The organism is Enterococcus sp. LJL51 (assembly GCF_049894025.1).
Lineage (GTDB): Bacteria > Bacillota > Bacilli > Lactobacillales > Enterococcaceae > Enterococcus_L.
In genome coordinates this window covers 159,783-183,346 of the sequence record NZ_JBNEQE010000003.1, presented here as the reverse complement: position 1 = coordinate 183,346, position 23,564 = coordinate 159,783, and the positions used below count along the sequence as shown (strand labels likewise).

Sequence of the window (23,564 nt, the reverse complement as noted above, 5' to 3'; positions counted from 1 at the left end):
GGAAGGTAATGATTTCAAAAGCAAAAACAATGGAAGCCATTCAGATTATGTATGACATGTTCCCGGAAGCAGTTGGGGAGCTTCAGCATAAGAATCCTTTTGAGCTGTTGATAGCGGTTATTCTTAGTGCACAAGCAACCGATGTATCGGTAAATAAGGCGACTCCTGCTTTATTTGCTGCATATCCAACTCCTGAAGCGTTGGCAGAAGCGCCGGTGGATGATATTATCAGCAAGATTAAAACGATTGGCTTGTACAGAAATAAAGCCAAAAACATCAAAGCCTGTGCAGCTCAACTGCTGGAGCGCTTTAACGGCACTGTGCCTAAAACAAGAGAAGAATTGATTTCTCTTCCGGGAGTTGGCAGAAAGACAGCAAATGTCGTCATGGGAGATGCGTTTGGAGAACCGGCGATTGCGGTGGATACTCATGTCGAACGTGTATCCAAGCGGCTGCGGATTTGCAAGCTGGATGCAAACGTGACTGAGGTTGAAGAAACATTGATGAAGAAGGTTCCCAAGGAGCTGTGGGTCAAAACCCATCATACAATGATCTTTTTTGGCCGCTACCATTGTCTGGCTAGAAATCCCAAATGTGAGGTATGCCCATTGTTGTACATGTGTCAGGATGGGAAAGAGCGAATGAGAGCAAAAGCTTAATATTTTAAGCAAAGTCTGAAGCTAAAGAGTGTTAGTAAACGAAAGAAGCCCGAAAGCGCGTGAGAGAATCTCTCAGGCTTTCGGGCTTCTTTTTTAACCAATCCCTGTAACGAAATAGAAAAGCTTATCAGAGTAGGTGGGTTCTTTTAAATCTGTCTTGATAGTCTCTTTTAAAAGCTCCATCTGGTCTGTGATAAGTCCGTCTACGCCGTAGAACATCATCCGAGTCATTGTATCTTCATCGTTGACTGTCCAGGCATAGACCTTTTTGCCGTCATTATGAGCGGCATCGATAAAGTTTCGGTTCAAGGTGGTGTACTCCATTGTAAAAAAATCTACCTTAGAAATAGGCGGACCGATAATATTAAATGGTAAAATGTAGCCCACTTGAAAATCTGGTTCTTTTTCCTTTAGGTTTTCTGCAATATCAAAGGTTAGTGTATGAATAATATGCTTTTCCTTTATGATGATATCCTTATAGCGTTTAATAAAGTTGTTCAGCATATCTGGACTATCCTGAGGAGTGGCTTTTATTTCGATGAGCAGCGGCTGGTTCAGTTTTTTCGCTTCTGCCAGATAAGCATCAAAGGATACAACCGAAGCTTCCTGCCCGTTTTCTTTCGCTTTCAGTTTTTCCAATTCAGCTAAGGTCAGCTGATTCGGCCGTTTATTCACACCAGTCAGATTTTTAAGATTAAAATCATGCATCACCACAAACTGGTGATCTTTGGTTTCCTGAATATCCATTTCGATATAAGAAGGCTTAAGCTGACTGGTTTTTCTCATAGCTTCCAGACTGTTCTGAACACCGTTTGTGTCATCAACGCCTCGATGGGAAATGGTCAAAGGTTCTTTGATTGAATAATTACTTAGATAATTGGTATTATATGTCCCAACACCCATACCGAAAAGAGCCGCAGCGACAGCAAACAGCATTACTTTAGTAAAGGTCCAAGGGGCAGCAGGTGCATTTTCTTCCTTTTCAAACCACGAAGGTAACGTCGGCAGGAAGCCCTCATCATCCATAAAATCAATCGTGATATAAAAAATACCTACAGTAGAAAAGATAATATTCAGCAGAAACATCAGCTGCAGCAGCGTCATAGCTGCTACCGCACTTTGCAGCGCATAAGTGGGAAACTGAGCTTCCATAAAGGATTGAAAAATGAAAATGGCTGTATAGCCAATGATAGAGATCAGAAGAATCGTTCCGCCGATGGCAATAAATTGACCAATAATTTTAAAGAAACGGTTTTTGGTCAGCTGCCAGCTTTCTGCAACAGCTTCTTTGAATTTCCGATCTCTTAAAATCATTTCCGGCAGTGCAAATATTAAACGGATAGATAGGTAAATCAACAGCAGATAAGCAATAATTACTGCGGCGATAATAATCACCCGATTAGCAAAAATATAGTCCAAAATGAACGCTGGAATTTTAATCTTAGCAAGTAAATCAGAGTTAAAATTTAAACCGCTAACAGGCAAAATAAGAAAGAAGTAGAATAAAAAGAATAAGAATGTGCTGGGCTTAATCTTTTTGATTTGGCTAAAGGTACCAGCTAAGAGCTGTTTTAAAGAAATCGGTTCTTTCTTTTTGATAAAAAATACACTTAACAATAAGAACGTAAATTCAAAAAAGACACTGATCACGATGGCGGTTAGTACCAGCAGGAGAGAGATTAAAACAGCCGGATGCTCTTTTAGAATAATTCCGATAGAGTCGTAGGACAGATAATCAATATTGCCCCGACGCAGGATAAATTTGGTCAAGCTTGATAAAGAAGGGAGCAGAATAAAAAGCATAAATCCGTGAAGAAGAAGAACATCCCGGAAATAGGCGGTCGTGCTTTTTAGAAAATCAACAATATTAATTAGACTGTTTTTTAAATAGTTCATTGTTCGTCATCCTATCTGTGTTAGCATCTTTCCGAGTTGCAGCTAAGTGCTCTCTGGAAAATAAATCATTAGCATAAAAGAACGAGACAGAAGCAGCTCTTTTAAAGCAGCTGAATACTTCTCCCTCGTCCTCTGTAATTATAGTATAAAATTTTTCTGCTTAAAAGCCTAATAAAGAGTTCAGGAACGTTCCTCCATACATCAGCGCTAAGCTGTATACTGCAATAGAGAATGGCTTCGCAAAAATAATAATCATCGTAAATTTTCTTAAAGACATTTTTGTCAGACCAGCCATCAAACAAAGTGCATCATCAGGAGCAACCGGGAAGAAAATGGCGAAGGCAAACAATCGTTCAAAGCGTTTTTCGTTATCCAGCCAGCCAATGTATTTATTATAAGTCTTGTCGCTAATCAGACTAAGAATCAGCGGTTTTCCATATTTTTGACTCAAGATGAAAATAATGACTGAACCTATTGCAATTCCCACATAGTTATAGATGAAGCCGGCAACTGGACCAAAGATTAAAACGCCTGCCGCACAGCTAATTCCACCTGGAATAACTGGAATAACTACCTGAATAATCTGAATGAGCATAAAAATTACAGGACCGAGAATGACGGAATCGCCCACTAATCCTCTCAAGGCATTAGTATCCTGGAAAACACCCAGTTTTAAAAAGTAAATAGTCACGATTATAGTAGCGATGATGCCAATGAATGAGATCATCTGGATAATTTTTCTGGAAAGGGCAATACTCATTTTTCTCAGCTCCTTGTAATGGTTTTGCTAGTTAAGCTTTTTAAGATATTTCTATTTTAACATCAATCCATAACAAAATTGAATAACAAAGTTGTAAGGAAGCATTTCTATAATTATTATAGTGTATTTTAAAAGGATGTACATCAAACTTTAGCCCGAAAGAATAAAAAGTTATGGTCCGATTATCGCCTACATCCTGAGATGTAGAATAAAAGCGGCAGAAGGACTTGGTTATTTACCCTGGCATATAATTGTTCGTGGTATTCAATCGCTAAAAGTGATAAACTATAAAGGATTATGAATGAAAAGAGGGCTACGAGTGACAGACTATCTAAACGTTGGCAAAATTGTAAATACTCAAGGACTTAAAGGAGAGGTTCGTGTGATTTCTCAGACGGATTTTCCAGAGCTTCGCTATAAAAAAGGGGCAGTCTTACTGTTATTTCAGGAAAGAAAAAATCCGGTAGAATTGACGATTAAAAGTCATCGCAAGCATAAAAATTTCGATATTGTAAGCTTTGAGGGACATCCATCGATTAATGATGTAGAAAAATATCGGGATGGTATTTTGAAAGTTGCTAAGGATCAATTAAACACGTTAAATGAAGACGAATTCTATTACCATGAGATTATTGGCTCGAAGGTCATTGATGAAGCCGGAACAGAAATCGGTAAGGTAAAAGAAATTCTATCTCCTGGAGCGAATGATGTCTGGGTAGTACAGCGTGTGAAGAAAAAAGATGCCTTGATTCCCTACATTGAATCGGTTGTTAAGAAGGTTGATATTGAGAAGGGTGAAATCACAGTGGAGATTCCGGAAGGTTTGATTGACGATGAAGATTGATATCTTAACTTTGTTTCCTAGGATGTTTGAAGGGCCGCTGGGAGAATCGATTATTGGCAAAGCAGTGGAAAAAGAACTGCTGCAGATTCAAGTGCATAATTTTAGAGATTACTCTGATAATAAGCACCAAATGGTGGACGACTATCCCTATGGCGGCGGCGCAGGAATGCTGTTAAAAGCACAGCCTATTTTTTCCACAATTGCTGCTATCAATGAACGGACACCGGAGACAAAAAAACGAGTGATTCTGTTGGATCCGGCTGGCAAGCAGTTTGATCAGAAAACGGCGGAAGAATTTGCTGGAGAAGAACATTTGGTATTTATCTGTGGTCATTACGAAGGGTACGATGAACGGATTCGAACCTTGGTAACCGACGAAGTTTCTCTAGGGGATTACGTGCTGACTGGCGGTGAGCTGGGCGCAATGGTTATGGTGGATGCCACGGTACGTTTGCTTCCAGAAGTGCTGGGCAATAATTTATCCGCTCAAACGGATTCTCATTCAACAGGTTTGCTTGAGCATCCTCAATATACACGTCCTGCTGAATTCCAAGGGATGATGGTTCCTGAAGTACTGATGAACGGCAACCATAAACTGATTGAGGAATGGCAGCTAAAAGAATCACTGCGGAGAACTTTTTTAAGACGGCCGGACATGTTGGACAAACTAGAATTGACGGAACAAATGAAAAAGCTGCTTGATGAGATTGAAAAAGAGACGCGTGAGGCTGCAAAGGAGATTGAGGAATGAAATTTAGCGGTATCTGTCTTTTGGCAGAGGATGTGCCGGCGTTAAGTAATTTTTATTGTCAGCTACTTCAAGTTGCAGGCAAGGGAGATGACATTCATCAGGATATTCTATGTGAAGGAATGACCTTGGCGATTCTAAAAAATCCAGATAAAGCAGCTGTACCGTCGCCAGTTGTTGCATTGGTATTTGATGTAGAGAATGTGGATCAGGAGTTTCAACGGCTAATAAAAATGGATGTGCCAGTCATTGCTCCGCCTCAAGATCAGCCATGGGGATATCGCAATGCACTGTTTATAGATCCTGAAAATAATCAATTTGCATTACGGTCAAAAATTTAAATAACTATCTGCTTCCTGAAAAGAGAATTTTCAAGAACAGAATTTTTTCTAAATCAACATTTTCTTTTGTATAATGAAAATGTTGATTTTATTTATATGTAATAGTTTTCATTGAGTTTCGTAATAGTACCTATCATGATAATTCATCATATGAATGATAAAGACGAGGTATAATGATGAAGAAATGTGAGGGGAAAATAACATGAAGATAAAACAATGGATTAATAATTTGAGAAAAAGTCCTATTCTACTGGGACTGTCATTGGCAGTAATTGTTGCTGTGATTAGTAAAGGCTTGGCTGTTTTTTTACCGCAGCTGGGTGGTGCTACAATTGCGATTCTCTTAGGAATCGTTTTGGGCAACACAATAGGACATCAAGACCAGCTGGATGCAGGTACAAAATTCGCTGAAAGCAAGCTGTTGGAGTTCTCAGTCGTATTACTAGGAGCAACCGTAACTTTTCAAACCATCGCAGAAATGGGAGTTATGGGTGTGCTGTTTGTTCTACTACTAATGGCTGGAACAATTGTTTTTACCTACTGGATAGGAAAAAAACTAGGCTTTAATCAATCAATGTCTTTAATGATGGCAGGAGGCAATGCAGTTTGTGGTTCTTCTGCCATCGCCTCAATTGCACCAGCAATTGGTGCAAAGGATGAAGAAAAGGGACAAATTATCACTTTGGTTAATCTATTAGGAACAGTAATGATGCTGACACTGCCCTTTCTTGGTCAGCAGCTCTTTTCAGAGCTGATTCCTAAAAGCGCTCTGCTAGGCGGTACCCTTCAATCCGTAGGTCAGGTCGTAGCTGGTGCCAGTCTAATTAATCAGGATGTGGTTCAGTTTGCAATGCTGTTCAAGATTTTGCGTATTATGATGCTGGTGGTGGTTGTATTTGTTTTTGAAAAATGGGCTAATCGAGGAAGCGTATTATCAACAGCGGAAGCATCTGTTTCAGTGAAAAAAAAGAAACAATCGCTGCCTTGGTATGTTACAGGATTTTTAGTTGTCTGTATTATAAATAGTCTATTTCAGCTGCCCACATTGATCTCTGACTCTGCCCACTTTGTCAGCACCTGGTTTGAAACAACTGCTCTAGCAGCGATTGGGCTTAGACTAAATTTGAAAAAGTTCTTGAAGGAAGGCCCGCGTTTTATGATTTACGGTATTTCAGTGGGCGGCTTTCAAACAATTGCCGCTTTAGCATTGATTTTCTTACTGTTGAATTGATTCAAGGTATTTTAAATCATTAGAGTTGTAGAGATATAATCTGAAAATATTAATCTGTGAACAAGGTGAAAATTCGAATGCTTAAGCAATGGATGACTCTTTTTTAGAATTTGTACGAACTATTTAACTAAAACCAAGTGCGATATCCTTCACTTGAAATGTTTAGCCATCAGGCCTGTTTCTCTCCAACCAATTTTCTGCTGGCTCAAACTTCAGATAATGAAAGGAGCGCTTTAGCTGAAACAGGCTGGCTCTTGTTCGCAGTTCTCTCTTGATCAAGTAGGTTAATAGTGAGGGGATCAGTGCAATAATTACTTGATTCTTTGCCCCATGCTCGCTACGAAAATACAGCTGTTTTATGGTTAGATTCTGCCAAGAGTAGCATAAAGGACTTTTTTGTCTATGGATAGCTATGCTTCAGAACCAAGAACAAGCAGTGTTAAAAGCAAATGAGGAATTACAAGCTGTTTTTCAAGTTCAGCTACAGCTTGTTTGACTTCATTTAGGAATGAAATCGGCCATGATCTTCTACCGAGTTGCTTCCGGCTCACTGCTTATTCTATTAGTCTGAAACATGATGAACCGTCTTATTTTCTTTGAAACACTAGTGATTTTAAATAAAGCTGCAGCTATCAAAAAAAGAAACTATCTTTGAGTTGGCGGGTTTCCTTGATACTTGTAAAGAAAAAAATCTTTACAGACATTAGGTGCTGTGGTAAAATTCATTGGTGAGTGCAAAAGTGCTCAACTATTACGGTATTCCGCTGTGACGAGTATGCTCATAAGAATATTCGGTATAAGGAGAAGGATAAAATGAATCCATTGATCGAAGAATTAACAAAAGAACAACTGCGTGCAGATATTCCTGCATTTCGCCCTGGGGACACAGTTCGTGTTCACGCGAAAGTAGTCGAAGGAACACGCGAACGTATCCAGATTTTTGAAGGTGTAGTAATCAAACGCCGCGGAGCTGGAATCAGCGAAACTTACACAGTACGTAAAATTTCTAACGGTGTAGGTGTGGAACGTACATTCCCTGTACATACACCACGTGTCGCTCAAATTGAAGTTGTTCGTTACGGTAAAGTACGTCGTGCAAAACTGTACTACTTGCGTGCATTACACGGAAAAGCAGCTCGTATCAAAGAAATCAGAAGATAATAATTCGTTATTGTCTATACGAAAACCTCTTGATTATCAAGAGGTTTTTTTGTTTTTATTAGTTATTTATTACAACAACATATAAAAGCAGCCTGTTATATTTAGAGCGTGTCCGAAAATTTTAACAGTGAATCTTTATATAACTATCTCTCGAAGATAAGTGGTACTTGTTTATTTCAAAGAAAATTTATCGAAACAGCGCTTATCATTCTGTTAAGATACTAAAGTAAACAGAACTGGCGGCTCGCTGATGCACCACACAAGCTATGTTTTTCTTGATTTTCACAATAATCCTTGAAAAATTTAGCTGCCGCTCTACTTTTCAGATACACTTTAGCTGGAAGCCTAAATGATTTTCCGTAACAGTTCTAATGGTTCACAAAAGTGACCATTGTAAGGGACAAAAATTAGGGAAGCGTTTTCTATTAAATGAGTTATGATAAATATATCAAGGAGGGGTTGCTATGAGTTCGAAAAAAGAACGTGAGCAAAAGTTATTGTTGCTTCTCTCGAAAAAACAAGATTATATGACCGCAGAAGAATTGGCAGCAGCGCTAAATGCCTCTTCTAAGACTGTTTATCGTTTAATAAAAAAGATTAACGATGAAGTCTTAGAGGGTTCTCTCATATTATCTGAGAAAGGACGGGGATACAAGTTAGACTACGAAAGATATATGAAGCAAAACCATCAGTCATTTGATAAAAAAAGCAGTTTTTCACCAAAAGAACGGCGTAGTCGAATTTTAGAGGAATTATTGTTGTCTGCTCCCAAACCTAAAAATGTTTATGAGTTGTTTGAAGAATATTATGTTGGAGATTCAGTGATTTTCAGTGATGAACAACGGTTAGCGGAAGAATTAAAAAGGTATGATTTGACTCTCAGGCGTAAAAACCGGACATTGGCTGTTATTGGCGAAGAAGGGGCTATTAGAAAAGCTATATCTGACAGAATCCAGATGCTGAATATTATTGATATTGATGATCTTCGAACCACTAAAGAGCTGAATTTTAATAACTATGATGTACTTTTCGTATTGGATCAATTAAGAATTATCGAAAAGAAGCTGGATATTATGATTCCATATCCATACAACGTAAATATATTTTCGCATTTGTATATCTTAATTAGCCGTTCGCGAAAAGTTGTTGTTTCTGAAAAATCAAAATTATCTAACGAGGAAAAAACAGAACTAAAAAAGGATTTAGCACTTAAGGAAGTTGCTCAAGCAACCATTCAAAATATCGAAAATTATTTGAATAAACAACTTCCCAAAATAGAAGCGTACTATCTATATCAATACTTAGTTTCTTCCAGAATGCAGGGCTCATTCAGTAAAGCAACCAACTTTTCTCCTAGAGTTATGCAAATTACTCAGTTTTATTTAGATGAGATGAGTACGCACCTTAAGATTTTAATTGCCAATGATACGATTTTTCTAGAGCTGGCTAATCATATTAAGCCAATGCTGAATCGACTTGAAAATGGCATACGAGTAAAAAATAGTTTGCTGGACCAAATAAAAATGACTTATGAAATGATTTTTAGCAAAATAACAGATGTATCGGATGCAGTGAGTGAAAAATATCAATTACCAGTCATCAATGAAGATGAAAATGGCTTCATTACGCTATACTTTGCTCGAATTATTGAAACCAACCAGCTGCCTATTCGAACGTTGATTATGTGTACAACTGGGGTAGGTACTTCTGAGTTACTCAGAGTAAAAGTTGAGAAAAAATTTCCTGAACTACAAATTGTCGATGTTGTTGCTACTCGAAATGTAGCAAAGTCTTTAAAAAAACATTCTGATATTGAATTGATTCTCACAACCATTCACTTGCAGGACAGCCTATCTATTAAATCTTTATTAGTGAGTGCAATGTTTACTGTGGACGATCAGCACAGACTTCAGAGGAAGATCGAGGAGATATACCATGAACGCTAACCCTTTATATCAGGTTTTCCTAAATCAAGCATCAATTTCTAAAGAGCAAGTCTATCAATTCATTGCTGATACAGCTGTTCCATTTTTAGGAATTGAAGAGAAGAAGCAGATTGTTCATTCTTTAGTTGAGAGAGAAAAGGTTGGAAATACCCAGATTGCGGAACAGGTTGTATTGCCCCATTTGGAAAGTTCTCTGTTAGGAAAAAGTGAAGTCTATTTAATTCGTTTAAAAGAAGAAATTACCGAATGGACGAAAGATATTCGAAATATAAAATTAATCATTGCCATCTTACTAAAGAAAGATGAGACGATTGAAGAAAAAAAGAAAATCAGCGAATTTACTAAGAAATTGGCAGATGAGCAATTTTTGGAAAAGTTGCTGATTATGGAAACAGAAACCGATTTTTATAAAGAAATTCAAGAATTTTAGGAGGAAAAAAGATGAAAATAGTAGGCGTAGCAGCATGTACTGTTGGGATTGCCCATACCTATATTGCACAAGAAAAATTGGAGAATGCTGCCAAAAAAGCAGGGCATGACATTCACGTGGAAACGCAAGGCACTATCGGAATTGAAAATGAGTTAACCGAAGAGCAGATTAAGGAAGCGGATATTGTGATTTTAGCAATTGATGTAAAAATTTCGGGAAGAGAGCGTTTTGAAGGAAAAAGAATCATTCAGGTTCCCACAGAGGTTGCTGTAAAATCACCTAATAAATTGATTGAAAAAGCGCAGGAAGTTATTGCGCAGGATAAGTAAACTCTTAGGAGGAATTATGATGGAAGTAAAAGATATTGTTGATTTGAACACAGTAAAAACAAATATGAATGCAAAAACGAAAGATGAAGCATTAAGGGAATTAGCTGATCTTTTGCTTAAAAATGGAAATATTTCCGAGATTGATGGATTTATAAAAGATATTTATGCCAGAGAAGCAGAAGGGCAAACTGGTATAGGAAACTATATAGCTATTCCACACGGAAAAAGCTCGTATGTAAATACGATTGGTGTAGCTATTGGCATTAACAACAACGAAATACCCTGGGAATCTTTGGATGGAAATGGTGTAAAAGGAATTATTCTTTTTGCAGTTGGGGACGACAATGATGGAGCAACCAGCCATCTCAAACTATTGTCTTTGTTTGCCAGAAAGCTTGGAAATGATGAAATAGTTGCAGAACTTATTCAGTCTAAATCAGCAGAGGATGTAGTAAAAGCTTTCTCTTAATACAACCACAAAAATAACTTGCTGCGAAAACTTCTTAAGGGTTGGAGCAGAGAAGCTTCAAAAAAATAAAAGTATTGTTTAGGAGGATAAAAATGAAGAAAATAAAAGAACTCAATCTTAAAGGTCATTTATTAACTGCCATCTCGTATTTAATCCCGATTGTTTGCGGCGCCGGCTTTTTGATAGCGATTGGTATGGGCTTTGGCGGATCAAGTCAAGGGACCCTTGTTCCAGGAGAATTTTCTATTTGGGACGCTTTAGCAACTATGGGGGGCGCTGGATTAGGCTTACTGCCTGTTGTTATAGCCACAGGCATTTCTTTTTCAATCGCTGGGAAACCAGGAATTGCTCCTGGCTTCATTATCGGATTAACAGCGAATGCAATCGGCGCCGGCTTTATCGGTGGTATCTTGGGCGGCTACTTAGCAGGATATCTCGTAGTAGCAATTTTGAACTATGTAAAATTACCGAATTGGGCGAAAGGATTAATGCCGACTTTAATTATTCCATTTTTGACTTCGATTATAGGCGGATTAATCATGGTGTATATTATCGGTACGCCAATTACCGCATTAACTTCACTATTAACCAACTTTTTAGATAGTCTAGGCAACTCTTCTCTTTTGATTTTTGGCGGCGTAACTGGCTTATTGAGTGGTGTAGATTATGGCGGACCGATTAACAAAACAGTTTTTGCATTTGTTTTAACGATGCAGGCAGAAGGCTTAAACGGCCCAATTACCGCGTTACAATTGGTTAACACAGCAACACCTATAGGATTTGGTCTGGCTTTCTTTTTTGCCAAGTTATTGAGAAAAAATATCTATACAAAATTAGAGGTTGAAACGTTAAAATCAGCTGTTCCAATGGGGGTTATTAATATCGTTGAAGGAGTCATTCCTTTAGTCATGAATGACATTGTCCGGGGAGTTATAGCCACAGCAATCGGTGGTTTTGTCGGTGGAGCAACAACAATGATTTTAGGCGCAGATGCCACAGTACCATTTGGTGGAGTCTTGATGATTCCGACGATGAGTAAACCGCTGGCTGGTGTCATTGCAATCGTTGTAAATGCAGTAGTCACTGGTTTAGTCTTAGCAGTTATTAAGAAAGATGTATCTGAAAAAGATGCAGCCTCACTAGTAGAAAAGGAAGAAGATGAAATTAGTTTGGATGATATTCAAATTTTCTAGAAAGCAAATAGGCAAGCTAAAAAAACAGCAATCTTGAGACAATCAAACGTAAACATTGTAAAAGGGCTGGGTTAGCGGAGGCACAGATTGGGTACTTTTAGCTGTCCCGATTTTTTTTAGACGCCATTCACACACAGAAGAATGGCTAGTTATGAAAGAATAGCAAAGTTATAAAATAGTATAAAGAAAGAGTTGAGAGCTAGAGTGAGTAAAGTTGAATTTTCTCCATCATTAATGACGATGGATTTGGACAAGTTTAAGCAGCAGATTACTTTTTTGAATACTCGTGTTGCTTCCTATCATATAGACATAATGGACGGTCATTACGTACCAAACATTACCTTATCCCCATGGTTTATTGAGGAGTTAAGAAAAATTTCAGATTTGCCAATGTCTGCTCATCTAATGGTGACAGACCCAAGCTTTTGGGTTCAGCAGCTTGTGGATATTAAATGTGAATGGATATGTATGCATGCAGAGGTTTTAGATGGTTTGGCTTTTCGTTTAATTGATCAGATTCATGATGCAGGCCTCAAAGCGGGAATTGTCATTAATCCTGAAACACCAATTGAATCAATTTTCCCTTATATTGATTTACTGGATAAAATCACAATCATGACAATTGACCCAGGCTTTGCGGGACAAAGATTTATTGAAAGTACCCTTGATAAAATTGTTGATTTACGCAAATTACGTAAAGAAAAGGGCTATAATTATGTAATCGAAATGGATGGATCGTCAAATCGTAAATCATTTAAACGGATTGATGCAGCAGGACCAGACATTTATATTGTCGGAAGAAGCGGGTTATTTGGACTAGATGAAGATATTGAAAAAGCCTGGAAAATTATGAGTACTGATTACGAAGAGATGACTGGAAAGAAAATGCCATCAGAAATTTAAAGTTAAGACAGCAGCTATTTCCTCGGCTGTAAGATAAAATTCAAAAGAACTTATTTAATCATTTGGGTAAATTAGGGTTTATTAATATGAGCTAATTGTTTCTGTTCCAACGATTATTCGGATTTAGGTGTACTAAAAATCTGGAAATTGATTCATATCCCGACCTCCTTGTGTAGCCGGAGGTTGTAAGTCACTACGATGACAAAAAAGTTCTTGTTCTGATGTCTCACCGTTTATTTAGATTTTAGAGAAAAAGGGTTTGGGCATATTACGTTGTCCCGAACCCTTTCTTGGAGGGAAAAGAATGTTTGATAAAATTGATGAATTAGGAGTTAACACACTGCGGACATTAAGTATTGAATCTATTCAATCGGCCAATTCAGGTCATCCTGGATTACCTCTGGGCGCTGCTCCAATGGCTTATGTCCTATGGACAAAGTATTTGAAAGTAAACCCAAAAACTTCAACAAAGTGGATTAATCGTGATCGGTTTATTTTATCTGCCGGGCATGGATCGGCACTGCTATACAGCTTGCTGCATTGTTCTGGATATGAGGTAAGCATTAATGATTTGAAAAATTTCCGTCAGTGGCAAAGTAAAACTCCCGGACATCCGGAAGTCCATCATACCGATGGGGTAGAGGCGACTACGGGTCCTTTGGGTCAAGGGATTGCGATGGCAGTAGGAATGGCGATGGCAGAAGCCCACCTTTCGGCAACATTTAATAGAGCGGAATACAATGTAATTGACCATTATACTTATTCGCTTTGCGGAGACGGCGATTTAATGGAGGGTGTATCACAAGAAGCGGCCTCAATGGCTGGACATATGAAATTAGGAAAGTTAATTGTGCTGTATGATTCAAATGATATTTCTTTAGACGGACCCACAGCAAAGGCTTTTACAGAAAACGTGGGGCAAAGATTTGAAGCTTACGGCTGGCAGCATATCCTAGTTAATGATGGAAATGATTTGGATGACGTTGCTAAAGCAATAGAGCAAGCAAAATTAGAAACAACAAAACCAACATTGATTGAGGTAAAAACGGTTATTGGCTATGGAGCTCCTAATCAAGGAACATCAGCTGTTCATGGTGCACCTTTAGGGAAAGCTGGTATTTCAGCAGCTAGAGCTGTATATGGCTGGGACTATCCTGAATTTACAGTACCAGTCGAAGTAAGCCGTCGATTTAGAAAAACAATGATTGAAGATGGTCAAAAAGCAGAAGATGAATGGAACCGCTTATTTTCAACATATGCGAGTACTTATCCTGTATTGGCTGAGCAATTCAAGCAAGCATTTGCAGGAGAATTACCAGAAAATTGGGCTGCTGAATTACCTTCTTATGATGTTGGTTCAAGTCAGGCAAGCCGGGTATCGAGTCAAGAGATGATTCAGGCATCATCTAGAACAGTTCCTTATCTTTGGGGTGGTTCAGCTGATTTATCTGGCTCTAACAATACAATGATAGCGGATGAGCTGGACTTTGAACCTAATCAATATGAAGGGCGCAATATTTGGTTTGGCGTTCGCGAGTTTGCGATGGCAGCTGCTATGAATGGTATTCAATTACATGGCGGGACAAAAGTATATGGTGGTACCTTCTTTGTATTTGCAGATTACTTACGTCCAGCGATTCGCTTAGCAGCTATCCAAAAAACACCAGTAATTTATATACTTACACATGATTCTGTTGCTGTGGGTGAAGACGGACCTACCCACGAACCGGTTGAACATCTAGCAAGCTTGCGTTGTATGCCAAATGTCCAAGTTATTCGTCCAGCTGATGGAAATGAAATGAGAGCTGCATGGAAAATTGCAATGGAAACAAAAGATAAGCCAACGGTTCTAGTATTGAGCCGTCAAAATCTGCCTGTTATTAAGGGGACGAAGCAATTGGCTGATGAGAAAGTTGCGAAAGGCGGCTATGTTATTTCCCCGCAAAATGGCGAGTCTTTAGATGGGATTCTGATTGCTTCGGGATCAGAAGTGCAATTGGCAGTTCAGTCACAACAGGAGTTATCAAAAGAAGGAATTGAGGTTTCCGTTGTTTCAATGCCTAGTTTTGATTTGTTTGAAGAACAATCAGAGGAATATAAAGAACAGGTACTGCCTGAAGCTGTAAAAAGACGTATTTCTATAGAGCTTGGTTCAAGTTTTGGCTGGGATCGCTATGTAGGCAAGGCTGGGAAGGCAATATCAATCGATTGTTTTGGAGCCAGTGCTCCTGGAGATAAAATTATTGAAGAATATGGCTTTACTACTGAAGCAGTTGTAACTGCGTATAAAGATTTTTTACAATAAATTTGATAAAAATATTCTATTTTTCTGCTCAGATATAAGAAAATTAGATGAGTAAAAGCAACTTTAATCAAGCATGATAGGTTGCTAATTTATTGATGAAAAAGATAAAACTAAATCATTCTAACAAATAAAGGTTGATGAAGCTAGTTTAATTGTTTGATTGTACAACATTTGTTTTGATTTATTTTGGAAATATGTATATTATATTATTATATCGTGTTTAACAACCCACAGTGTTAGACCCTTTATTGATATACTCTACTTCTTATGAGGTAGAGTTATTTTTTTACCTTAGTCGCTAGTGAATCCTTAAATATTTCAAAAGAAAAACTAAAGTTTTTGATTTAAAGAGAACCTCATAAAGAACCGGACTAGTTTGGTAGGCGTCAAAGATCAATCATCATGTGATAGTTGGAAGTAGCTAAGTTTTGTATGAAAATCTTATTAAGTTTGCGGCATAAAATTTGCTGGATGCTAACTGAAATAGGTTTAGCTGTCTTTGAGATTTTTGAGGATTTAATGGTTTATGAAGAGTATAGTAATGAAAGGGTATCTCTTTTTTAACGATGCTCTCTTTCATTGACGGGCTATACTTGTTGCTAAATTTTATGAAGATAAACTATTAAGAATCTGATAAATAAATAATAACTTTTACAAAAGTATCTATGCTTACTTGAAACGACATTATAAAATGCAGTAAGAACGATTTTATTTTTACTATCGGTATAACAACAGTTTGGGAGGGAAACAATGACTAAGCAAAAGAGGAATAGGCTGCTTATTGGTGCGTTGGCTGCTGGCGTGGTGGTTTGTTCGGCAGCAGGTTTTTTCATTTTAAAAAATCAACAGGAAAAAAAGGATGTTGCTAGTGCGGTTAATAAGTATACAGAGGCACTAGCAAAGCAGGATTTTTCAAAATACAATGAATTATTTACAGAAAAATCCTTTGCTGAATATTCAACCTCTAAGGATGAAACGATCCAAAGGTATGAGTCAATCTTTTCGGGGATTGGTGTAAAAAATGTTAAGGTGGAGAATCTCTCAACAACCGAGAAGGAAAAGAATCATTATCAACTATCCTATACCTTAAAGCTGGACACAGAGTTTGGTGAAATCTCTACAGAAAAATATCAAGTAACGATGAAAAAAACAGACGAAGCTTATTCATTTGAGTGGCAACCTTCTTTACTATTTCCGGAAATGAGTGCTGAGGATACAGTCAGTGTGGCTAATGATGAGGTAACACGAGGGGAAATCCTCGACAGAAATGGCAAGAAAATCGCAGAGAACTATGATTATCAGCAGCTGGGAATAACTCCTGGTCAATTAGGTGAGGGCGAACAACGGGCCCAGCACATACAGGCGATTAGTGAGAAGTTCGCTATTTCGACAGAAATAATCAATGAAAAATTAAATCAAACATGGGTGAAGGATGATTTGTTTGTCCCTCTTAAAACACTGGAAAGCAGTATCAGCTTTGAGGAAATAGCAGCGCTTCCTCAGGGAGCATCGATTGGTAAAATCAATCAGAGACATTATCCTTATGGGGAAGCGACAGCACATTTATTAGGTTATGTGGGTAAAGTCAGTGCAGAGGATATTGAGGAAAATCCTGCGTTATCGGAAAATGACTATATCGGAAAAGCTGGTTTAGAGGCGGCTTTCGACGAGAAGCTAAGAGGTAAAAACGGTGTAAGTGTTGATATCTTAGATAAGAATGGACAAGTTAAGAAGAACTTGCTAGCGGTTGAAAAGATTCAGCCAGCAGATATCACATTGACAATTGATAGCGACGCACAGAAAATTGCCTACGAGTCTTTAGCAGGTAAGCCGTCTACGGCTGTTATTTCAAGTCCTAAAACAGGTGAACTGCTGGTGGCGACAGGTGCGCCATCTTATAATCCCAATAAAATGGTTTTGGGAATTTCTGAAGAAGAGTATAAAGTCTATGCAGATGATACAAATCTGCCATTCATGGCTCGCTATGCCAATCGCTATGCACCAGGTTCAACTTTTAAAACAATTACTGCAGCTATTGGTTTGGATTCAGGGCACATTAATACAACAGAAGAACGGGAAATTAATGGTTTGAAATGGCAAAAGGATGCAAGCTGGGGCGGTTTTTGGACGACACGGGTGAAAGAAACACCTGTGGTTGATTTAAAAAAAGCATTGGTCTTTTCAGATAATATTTTCTTTGCGCAAAAGAGTTTGGAAATGGGGGAGGAGGTTTTTCGCAGCGGGTTGAATAAGTTCATTTTTGGTGAAGAATTGGATTTACCCATCTATATTGAACCTGCAAGTATTTCTAATGAAGAAACTTTTCACTCTGAAATTCTTTTGGCCGATACAGCTTATGGACAAGGTGAATTAATGATTTCACCGATTTCTCAACTGACAATGTACAGTGTATTTATGAATGACGGGGCTCTTGTGTATCCTCAAATTGTTAAGGATCAAGAAATAAAAAGTAAAAACGAAGTTGTCAGTGCTAACGCGGCTAATACTGTATTAAATGATTTAATTGACAGTGTTGCCTCGCCGGAAGGATATGTATATAGCTTAAACAATCCCAATTTTACATTGGCTGCTAAAACAGGAACTGCTGAAATAAAAGAAAAGCAGGATACATTAGGTACAGAGAACAGCTTTTTATTGTTTTTCGATGTGGATAATCGTAATTTCATGGGGCTTATTATGTCTGAAAACTCAAGAGAAAACGGTACAGCTACAGAAAAAGCTGGCGGAGTTGTTCAATATTTGGAAGAACATTATCAATGATACGAGGCAGTTAGTTGGTAAAGGAAAAAAAGCGAGCGGCAACTGCGAAACAAGCAGTGCCGCTCGCTTTTTTATATGAGGAATGAAGGGAAATTTTATACGGTACCAACAGCTTGCTGATATTCTGTTTGTGCAGCTTTTCATTTATAAAAAAAGCAGAGAGTATTCAGAAAGTTAATCAACTTTCAAAGATAAAAAGAAGAACAACAAGCACACCTATAAAGAAAGTAAAAATAACAGAAAATTCAGTTAATTATTCTGTTAACAGAAAACTCTTTTTAATGAACGAAAACGCTTTAAATAAGGTAGAGCCAGCCATATTAATGTGATATAATGAGCAACGGGTAAAACAATTATTTTAGGGGGCAATTATATGAAAAAGATTACATTAACAACGGCTATTTTATTGGCATTACTAACAGCTACAGGATGTTCTTCTGATGACAAGAAAACTGCAGAAAGTTCTTCTACTGCACAAAGCAGCTCAGTAACTACAGAAAGCAGCAGTTCAGCGGCAGCAGCAGATATCACAATTGCGGACGGCAGTACCAAAGATTCAGCACCTGCTGAAGGAACTGTGTACATGAGACAACTGCTTACAGCACCTCATGGAACAAAATCATTTGCTGTAGTCAATGTAACAATGAACGGAGATAAGATTTTAGCAGTGCAATTGGATGAATTCCAATATGTGTCTCCTGATGACTTCACAGGCGTACCGAATTCTGATGGTGCATTTGGTGAAAACTATCCAACCGATACAGTATTATCCAGCAAACGCGGCAACGACAAAGCCTATTCGGCAATGATGGCAGATAAAGGCGGCGCTTCTCAAGGCTGGGCTGACAGCATGGATGCAATCGCAGCTTTTGCTGTAGGCAAAACAGCGAAAGAACTGGAAGACACTGTTAAAGAATTAGACGACTTAGGTGAAGACGGCAATCCGGCTGATGTAGTAACAGGAGCAACATTCTCTGATACTAGCGGCTACCTGCAGTCAATCATCGATACAGCAAACACTGGTATGATTTCAGAAGGCATCAAAACCTCTACAGAAGACTTGAAGGAAACACAAGTATTAGGCGCACCTCATGGAGATAAATCATTCTCTGTTACAACAGTTGCTTTAGATGGAGATAAATTAGCAGCAGCTTCATTAGATGAGTTCCAATATGTTGATCCAGCTGATTTTGGTGGTGTACCAAATTCTAATGCTGATTTCGGAGCAGATGTTCAAGAAGGCCTAGTATTATCTTCAAAAGAAGCTAATAATGATGCCTATTCAGCAATGATGGCAGACAAAGGCGGAGCAACTAATCCTTACGCAGATAATATGTCTGCAGTAATCAAATTTGCTTTAGGCAAAACAACTTCTGAATTGGAAGACACAGTTAAGGAATTAGATGGTCTAGGAGAAGATGATAGTCCAGCAGATGTAGTAACAGGAGCAACATTCTCTGATACAGCAGGTTATCTACAAGCAATCATCGATGCAATGAAAGCAGCAAAATAAAATTGCTCGTTGACTGTATAAGTTTAAAATCAAACAATTTATAACAGCAACATTAAATGGACTGAAACCCTTGGGAATTCAAGGGCTTCAGTTCATTTTTAATTTAGGCGGTTAGGGAAATTCTCTATAAAGTTAGAAATCAATGGTATAATAAGCATGAACTGAATTGCAAAGCTTACAGATGAGGAGAGAATATAAGATGCTGGATAAGAGTATACCTTACCGTGAAATATGGATGGTTCGGTCAAAGGAAGAACCAGTGCCAGCAATCAATTTACCTGAAGGGTTTCATTTTGCTTTCTATCAAGAGGGAGATGAGGCTGAATGGGCAAAAATTGAAACCTCAGTATTCGAATTTTCAGATGAGGAGGAAGCCCTGGATTATTTTAGCCGAGCTTTCGCACCATTTCCACAGGCGCTTTCGCAACGAATGCTGTTTATTGAAGATGAAACCGGAGAAAAAACCGCAACCTGTACAGCGTGGTGGAAAGAAGTGGATGGTAAAACGAAACCGCTGCTTCATTGGTTAGCGGTTAAGCCGAAGTTTCAAAAGAGAGGGCTGGCAGCGGCTTTAGCAGCAGGGGTGACAGTGCGTTTGGCTGAGCTTGAGCCAAATGAAGATATTTATTTACATACACAAACGTGGAGCCATCCAGCGGTCAAGCTGTATGAACGATTGGGTTATAAAATAGTTCCTGAAAATATAGACGGCAGTAAAAATGAAGACTATCAAGAGGCGTTAGAGATTATTAATCAGCTGCAGCAGAAAAAAATGGAATAGCAGCCGTTTTTGAGGGATACTTGGAAAAAGATTCAAGGCTATCTATGTTCCGCTAAGAAAAGACAGCTAAAAAGGAGTGAACGAATCATCGAGAAGAAATCAAAGTTGGATAAACGGAAGAATCTAATCTTTATTATTGTCTTTTGTTTATTGGCAGCATCTGTTGTTTATGCAGTGATAATGCTGCAGAGTGCCCCTTCAGGCAGTTCAAATAAAGAGTATGAACTAGTTAAAAGTGATTATGTTCTAATGATTCTGCAATGTGTTGTTGGAATGATCGTCATTTTTATTCCCTATCGAGTAGAAAAAATATACGGAATTGATATTCCCGATTTGATGGAAATCATCTACTTTATTTTTCTTTTTTGCGCGATTTATTTAGGTGAGGTTCAGAATTTTTACTACAAGATTCCATTTTGGGATATGATTCTACACGGCTTTAGTGCTGGTATGCTCAGTGCACTAGGTTTTCTAATTGTTGATTTAATCAGTAGAAGTAAAAGAACCAATGTCCATCTCAGTCCGTTCTTCGTTAGTCTGTTTGCTCTTTGTTTTGCGACAACCTGTGGTGTGCTTTGGGAAGTTTATGAATATTTAGCAGATCATATTCTACAGACCAACATGCAGAAATTTATGACAGTAGAGGGAGAGATTCTTTCGGGACATGAAGCGTTAGGCGATACGATGGAAGACATCATGGTCAATCTGGCTGGAACCTTAATTGTTGTAGCCATCGGTTATCTTCACCAAAAGCGTCAGGAAAAAATTAAGGACCGTTTGATATAACCAATAGTTTTTTTGTAGCAGGTAGTTGATACAGACAACAAAAATATGTCGCTGCAAATTATCATTGAGCATTATTAAGATAGAGAAAATAATGTTGACTAAAAAAAGAATAGCTTTGATTCAGGATTCAAAACGAATTTCGTTTTGCAGTTTATCAAGAAGAGAGCGAGACAATCAGCAAAGAGTATTTCAGTTGATTGTCTCGCTTTTTTAATTATGCTCCCTGAATTTCTTGGCATATTGTTTGGGTGTAACGCCGGTAATTTTCTTAAAGGTACGAATGAAGTTGGAGTAGTCATTGAAACCGGAAAGGTAGCAGGTGTTTAAAACATCCTTGCCGTTTTCCAAATGCTTTTTGGCTGCGGAAATCCGGCTCAGCAAAATATAGTGATAGATGCTGCTGCTGAGTTCTTTTTTGAAAATACGGTTTAGATAGATGCCGTTGTGAGAAAACTTTTGAGCCAGCATATCAACAGACAGCTCTGAAGAATCCAAATTTTCCTGAATGAAAATCAGCATATTTTTAACCAGCTCTGGTAAATGACTGTCCAAGACTGCTTCTTCGCTGTTCGCTGCGCAGCGGTTGGCATAGAGTAGGATTCGAATCAGCATAGAGGACATCTCTAAATCATGACCATAAGCAGAAGGAGCGTTGTATTCATTGGTTAGTTCCTTCATTAGATTAATCATATGCTGAAGTTGGTTGTCAGAAAGCTGGATTAATGAGACCCGTTCATTAAAGGTTTTCAAAAGAGATGTTTTTTCTGTGGACAGCACTTCAGCAAATTTATTGGAAAAGTGAACGGAAATTCGTTCGTACAAGGCATCAGATAAAAGGTTTGGACCATGAATTTGGTTATTGTTGATAAAAAGCAGGTGCCCTGGCTTCAGCTCAATTGCTTTTCCATCGATGAAATAGCGGACGTCTCCTCTGATAAAGAGAAATAGCTCCAAGTGATTATGAAGATGCAATTTGATTTTCGGGATATTAATATTGTAATAGCAGTCAATCTTTTTGTGGAAATGCTCAATAAGATATTCCATGAATAACACTCCTCTATAAGTTTGTTTTTGCATGTTTTTATGTTTACAAACGCAAAGAAAGCGCTTTTAATTCATATTATAATCACATTGTAAGGTAAAAAAAAGAAAAGTCAAAGAGTTTTTCACCAGCTCTTTGATCAAGAAGGGGATTATTAAGATGAAAAAATTTCTAAAGCTCGCAGTATTGTCTACCTTGTTTGTCGGCATCTTATCTGGATTAGCTGCCTGTGGTAAAGGCGGGGAAGAAAGCGGGGGAAAAGAGTCGAATGAATTGTCTGTCGCAGCCTGGGCATATGATGCCAACCCTGAATTCAAAGCGATGGTGGAAGCCTTTGAAAAGGAGAACGATGGTGTAAAAATTAAAATCGTTGATATTGCTGCTGATCAATATGAAGACAAAGTAACAACGATGCTTTCAGCTGGTGATTCGACAGATGTGCTGGCAATTAAAGGAGTAGGAAGCTACGTCAACTATGCAACTAAAGGACAGCTGCTGGATCTTTCAGAGGATGCAGACAATATCAAAAATCCGGACAATTTCAAGGGCAATTTGGAAGGATACAAACTGGACGGTAAATATTATGCATTACCATTTAGAAAAGATATTTATATGCTTTTTTATAATAAAAAAATCTTTGATGACAACAATGTCGCTTATCCAGAGGAACTGACTTGGGATGAGTATGAAGAACTGGCGAAACAGCTGACGACTGATAAAGACGGAGAAAAAATCTATGGCACGTATCATCATACTTGGTATCCGATTCTGTTATGTACAGCAGCTAATCAAACGGACAGCTCACTGCTGGATGGAGATTATGGCTTTACAAAAGAATATCTGGATCGCTGGATCCGCATGCAGGATGAAGGGTATGCAATGGACTATTCATCCATAAAAACAGCGAGTGTAACTTATGCTTCGCAATTTGAAACAGAGAAGACTGCTATGATGCCGATGGGCAGTTTTTATCTAGGCAAACTGTTGAACGCTGCCAAAGAAAACCGTACGACTGTTGAATGGGGAATTACTTCGATGCCGCAGAACGAAAAAGGAAGTGTTAGTACGTATGGCGGCCCTTCTGGATTTGCTGTTAACAAAGGATCGAAAAATCCGGAGCTAGCTAAAAAATTCGTTAGCTTCTGTTCAGGTGAGGAAGGTGCGAAAGCAGTTGCCGGGATTGGGATGACGCCAGCTTATCAGTCAGAGGAAGTGATGGATGTCCTTTATAATCTTGAAGGCATGCCGCAGGATGAAGAAAGTAAGCGTGCTTTGAATCCAGATAAAAACGGCTGGGAAATGCTGCCGGATCCAAAGAGTGCAGAAATTAACTCAATCATTAATGAAGAATACGATTTAATTATGGTAGAAGATAACTCTGTGAAAAAAGGAATTGACGCATTGAATAAGCGTGCGAAGGAAGTGTTGGAAGAAGATAATTGAGGA

At 38.3% G+C, this 23,564-nt stretch carries 21 protein-coding genes; 18 read left to right on the top strand and 3 right to left on the bottom strand.

Going from position 1 to position 23,564, the window contains the following annotated elements:
* Positions 1 to 8 precede the first annotated feature (8 nt).
* A complete protein-coding gene (gene nth / locus ACPWSO_RS04895; protein ID WP_426081703.1) occupies positions 9 to 659 on the top strand; it encodes an endonuclease III in 651 nt (216 codons plus the stop codon).
* A 93-nt stretch (positions 660 to 752) separates the two neighbouring features.
* Here the strand turns inward: nth and ACPWSO_RS04890 are convergent, their stop codons facing one another.
* Positions 753 to 2,555 carry a glycerophosphoryl diester phosphodiesterase membrane domain-containing protein gene (locus tag ACPWSO_RS04890; RefSeq protein ID WP_426081702.1) on the bottom strand — a complete coding sequence of 601 codons (1,803 nt, stop codon included), beginning with the start codon at positions 2,553 to 2,555 and terminating at the stop codon, positions 753 to 755.
* A 160-nt stretch (positions 2,556 to 2,715) separates the two neighbouring features.
* Positions 2,716 to 3,315, bottom strand: a complete 600-nt coding sequence (locus ACPWSO_RS04885; RefSeq protein ID WP_426081701.1) for a TVP38/TMEM64 family protein — start codon at positions 3,313 to 3,315, stop codon at positions 2,716 to 2,718.
* A gap of 319 nt (positions 3,316 to 3,634) precedes the next feature.
* Between ACPWSO_RS04885 and rimM the strand changes: the two genes are divergently transcribed.
* The 16 genes from rimM to ACPWSO_RS04805 all read left to right on the top strand — a co-directional run bounded on the left by rimM (position 3,635) and on the right by ACPWSO_RS04805 (position 21,076).
* Entirely contained in the window at positions 3,635 to 4,159 is a 525-nt protein-coding gene (rimM, locus tag ACPWSO_RS04880; protein ID WP_426081810.1) for a ribosome maturation factor RimM, read from the top strand.
* Positions 4,149 to 4,910, top strand: coding sequence for a tRNA (guanosine(37)-N1)-methyltransferase TrmD (gene trmD, locus ACPWSO_RS04875; RefSeq protein WP_426081809.1), 762 nt, complete (start codon positions 4,149 to 4,151; stop codon positions 4,908 to 4,910). Before rimM ends, trmD begins: the two co-directional genes overlap by 11 nt.
* Positions 4,907 to 5,248, top strand: coding sequence for a VOC family protein (locus tag ACPWSO_RS04870; RefSeq protein WP_426081700.1), 342 nt, complete (start codon positions 4,907 to 4,909; stop codon positions 5,246 to 5,248). The genes trmD and ACPWSO_RS04870 overlap by 4 nt, the downstream gene beginning before the upstream one ends.
* 202 nt (positions 5,249 to 5,450) lie before the next feature.
* Entirely contained in the window at positions 5,451 to 6,479 is a 1,029-nt protein-coding gene (locus ACPWSO_RS04865; RefSeq protein ID WP_426081699.1) for a YeiH family protein, read from the top strand.
* Positions 6,480 to 7,292: 813 nt separating this feature from the next.
* Positions 7,293 to 7,640 carry a 50S ribosomal protein L19 gene (gene rplS / locus ACPWSO_RS04860; RefSeq protein WP_426081698.1) on the top strand — a complete coding sequence of 116 codons (348 nt, stop codon included), beginning with the start codon at positions 7,293 to 7,295 and terminating at the stop codon, positions 7,638 to 7,640.
* Between the two features lie 464 nt (positions 7,641 to 8,104).
* Entirely contained in the window at positions 8,105 to 9,586 is a 1,482-nt protein-coding gene (locus tag ACPWSO_RS04855) for a BglG family transcription antiterminator (protein WP_426081697.1), read from the top strand.
* Complete coding sequence (locus ACPWSO_RS04850; protein WP_426081696.1) at positions 9,576 to 10,016, top strand: PTS sugar transporter subunit IIA; 441 nt, start codon at positions 9,576 to 9,578, stop codon at positions 10,014 to 10,016. The genes ACPWSO_RS04855 and ACPWSO_RS04850 overlap by 11 nt, the downstream gene beginning before the upstream one ends.
* A gap of 11 nt (positions 10,017 to 10,027) precedes the next feature.
* Positions 10,028 to 10,345 (top strand): PTS fructose transporter subunit IIB, encoded by a 318-nt coding sequence (locus ACPWSO_RS04845; protein WP_426081695.1) that lies wholly within the window; start codon positions 10,028 to 10,030, stop codon positions 10,343 to 10,345.
* A 19-nt stretch (positions 10,346 to 10,364) separates the two neighbouring features.
* Positions 10,365 to 10,814, top strand: a complete 450-nt coding sequence (locus ACPWSO_RS04840) for a PTS sugar transporter subunit IIA (protein ID WP_426081694.1) — start codon at positions 10,365 to 10,367, stop codon at positions 10,812 to 10,814.
* Between the two features lie 92 nt (positions 10,815 to 10,906).
* Positions 10,907 to 12,007, top strand: a complete 1,101-nt coding sequence (locus ACPWSO_RS04835) for a PTS fructose transporter subunit IIC (protein ID WP_426081693.1) — start codon at positions 10,907 to 10,909, stop codon at positions 12,005 to 12,007.
* Between the two features lie 204 nt (positions 12,008 to 12,211).
* Complete coding sequence (gene alsE / locus ACPWSO_RS04830; protein ID WP_426081692.1) at positions 12,212 to 12,910, top strand: D-allulose 6-phosphate 3-epimerase; 699 nt, start codon at positions 12,212 to 12,214, stop codon at positions 12,908 to 12,910.
* 304 nt (positions 12,911 to 13,214) lie between these two features.
* Positions 13,215 to 15,215 carry a transketolase gene (gene tkt, locus ACPWSO_RS04825; protein ID WP_426081691.1) on the top strand — a complete coding sequence of 667 codons (2,001 nt, stop codon included), beginning with the start codon at positions 13,215 to 13,217 and terminating at the stop codon, positions 15,213 to 15,215.
* 750 nt (positions 15,216 to 15,965) lie between these two features.
* The gene (locus tag ACPWSO_RS04820) at positions 15,966 to 17,996 is read left to right on the top strand and encodes a penicillin-binding transpeptidase domain-containing protein (protein ID WP_426081690.1); all 2,031 of its coding nucleotides are present in this window, start codon (positions 15,966 to 15,968) and stop codon (positions 17,994 to 17,996) included.
* 373 nt (positions 17,997 to 18,369) lie between these two features.
* A complete protein-coding gene (locus ACPWSO_RS04815) occupies positions 18,370 to 19,509 on the top strand; it encodes a peptidoglycan-binding protein (protein WP_426081689.1) in 1,140 nt (379 codons plus the stop codon).
* Between the two features lie 199 nt (positions 19,510 to 19,708).
* The gene (locus ACPWSO_RS04810; RefSeq protein WP_426081688.1) at positions 19,709 to 20,290 is read left to right on the top strand and encodes a GNAT family N-acetyltransferase; all 582 of its coding nucleotides are present in this window, start codon (positions 19,709 to 19,711) and stop codon (positions 20,288 to 20,290) included.
* A 105-nt stretch (positions 20,291 to 20,395) separates the two neighbouring features.
* Positions 20,396 to 21,076, top strand: coding sequence for a hypothetical protein (locus tag ACPWSO_RS04805; RefSeq protein ID WP_426081687.1), 681 nt, complete (start codon positions 20,396 to 20,398; stop codon positions 21,074 to 21,076).
* Between the two features lie 210 nt (positions 21,077 to 21,286).
* Here the strand turns inward: ACPWSO_RS04805 and ACPWSO_RS04800 are convergent, their stop codons facing one another.
* Entirely contained in the window at positions 21,287 to 22,120 is an 834-nt protein-coding gene (locus tag ACPWSO_RS04800; RefSeq protein ID WP_426081686.1) for an AraC family transcriptional regulator, read from the bottom strand.
* 157 nt (positions 22,121 to 22,277) lie between these two features.
* On the opposite strand from ACPWSO_RS04800, the gene ACPWSO_RS04795 reads away from it, so the two are divergent.
* Positions 22,278 to 23,561 carry an ABC transporter substrate-binding protein gene (locus ACPWSO_RS04795; RefSeq protein ID WP_426081685.1) on the top strand — a complete coding sequence of 428 codons (1,284 nt, stop codon included), beginning with the start codon at positions 22,278 to 22,280 and terminating at the stop codon, positions 23,559 to 23,561.
* Positions 23,562 to 23,564 lie beyond the last annotated feature (3 nt).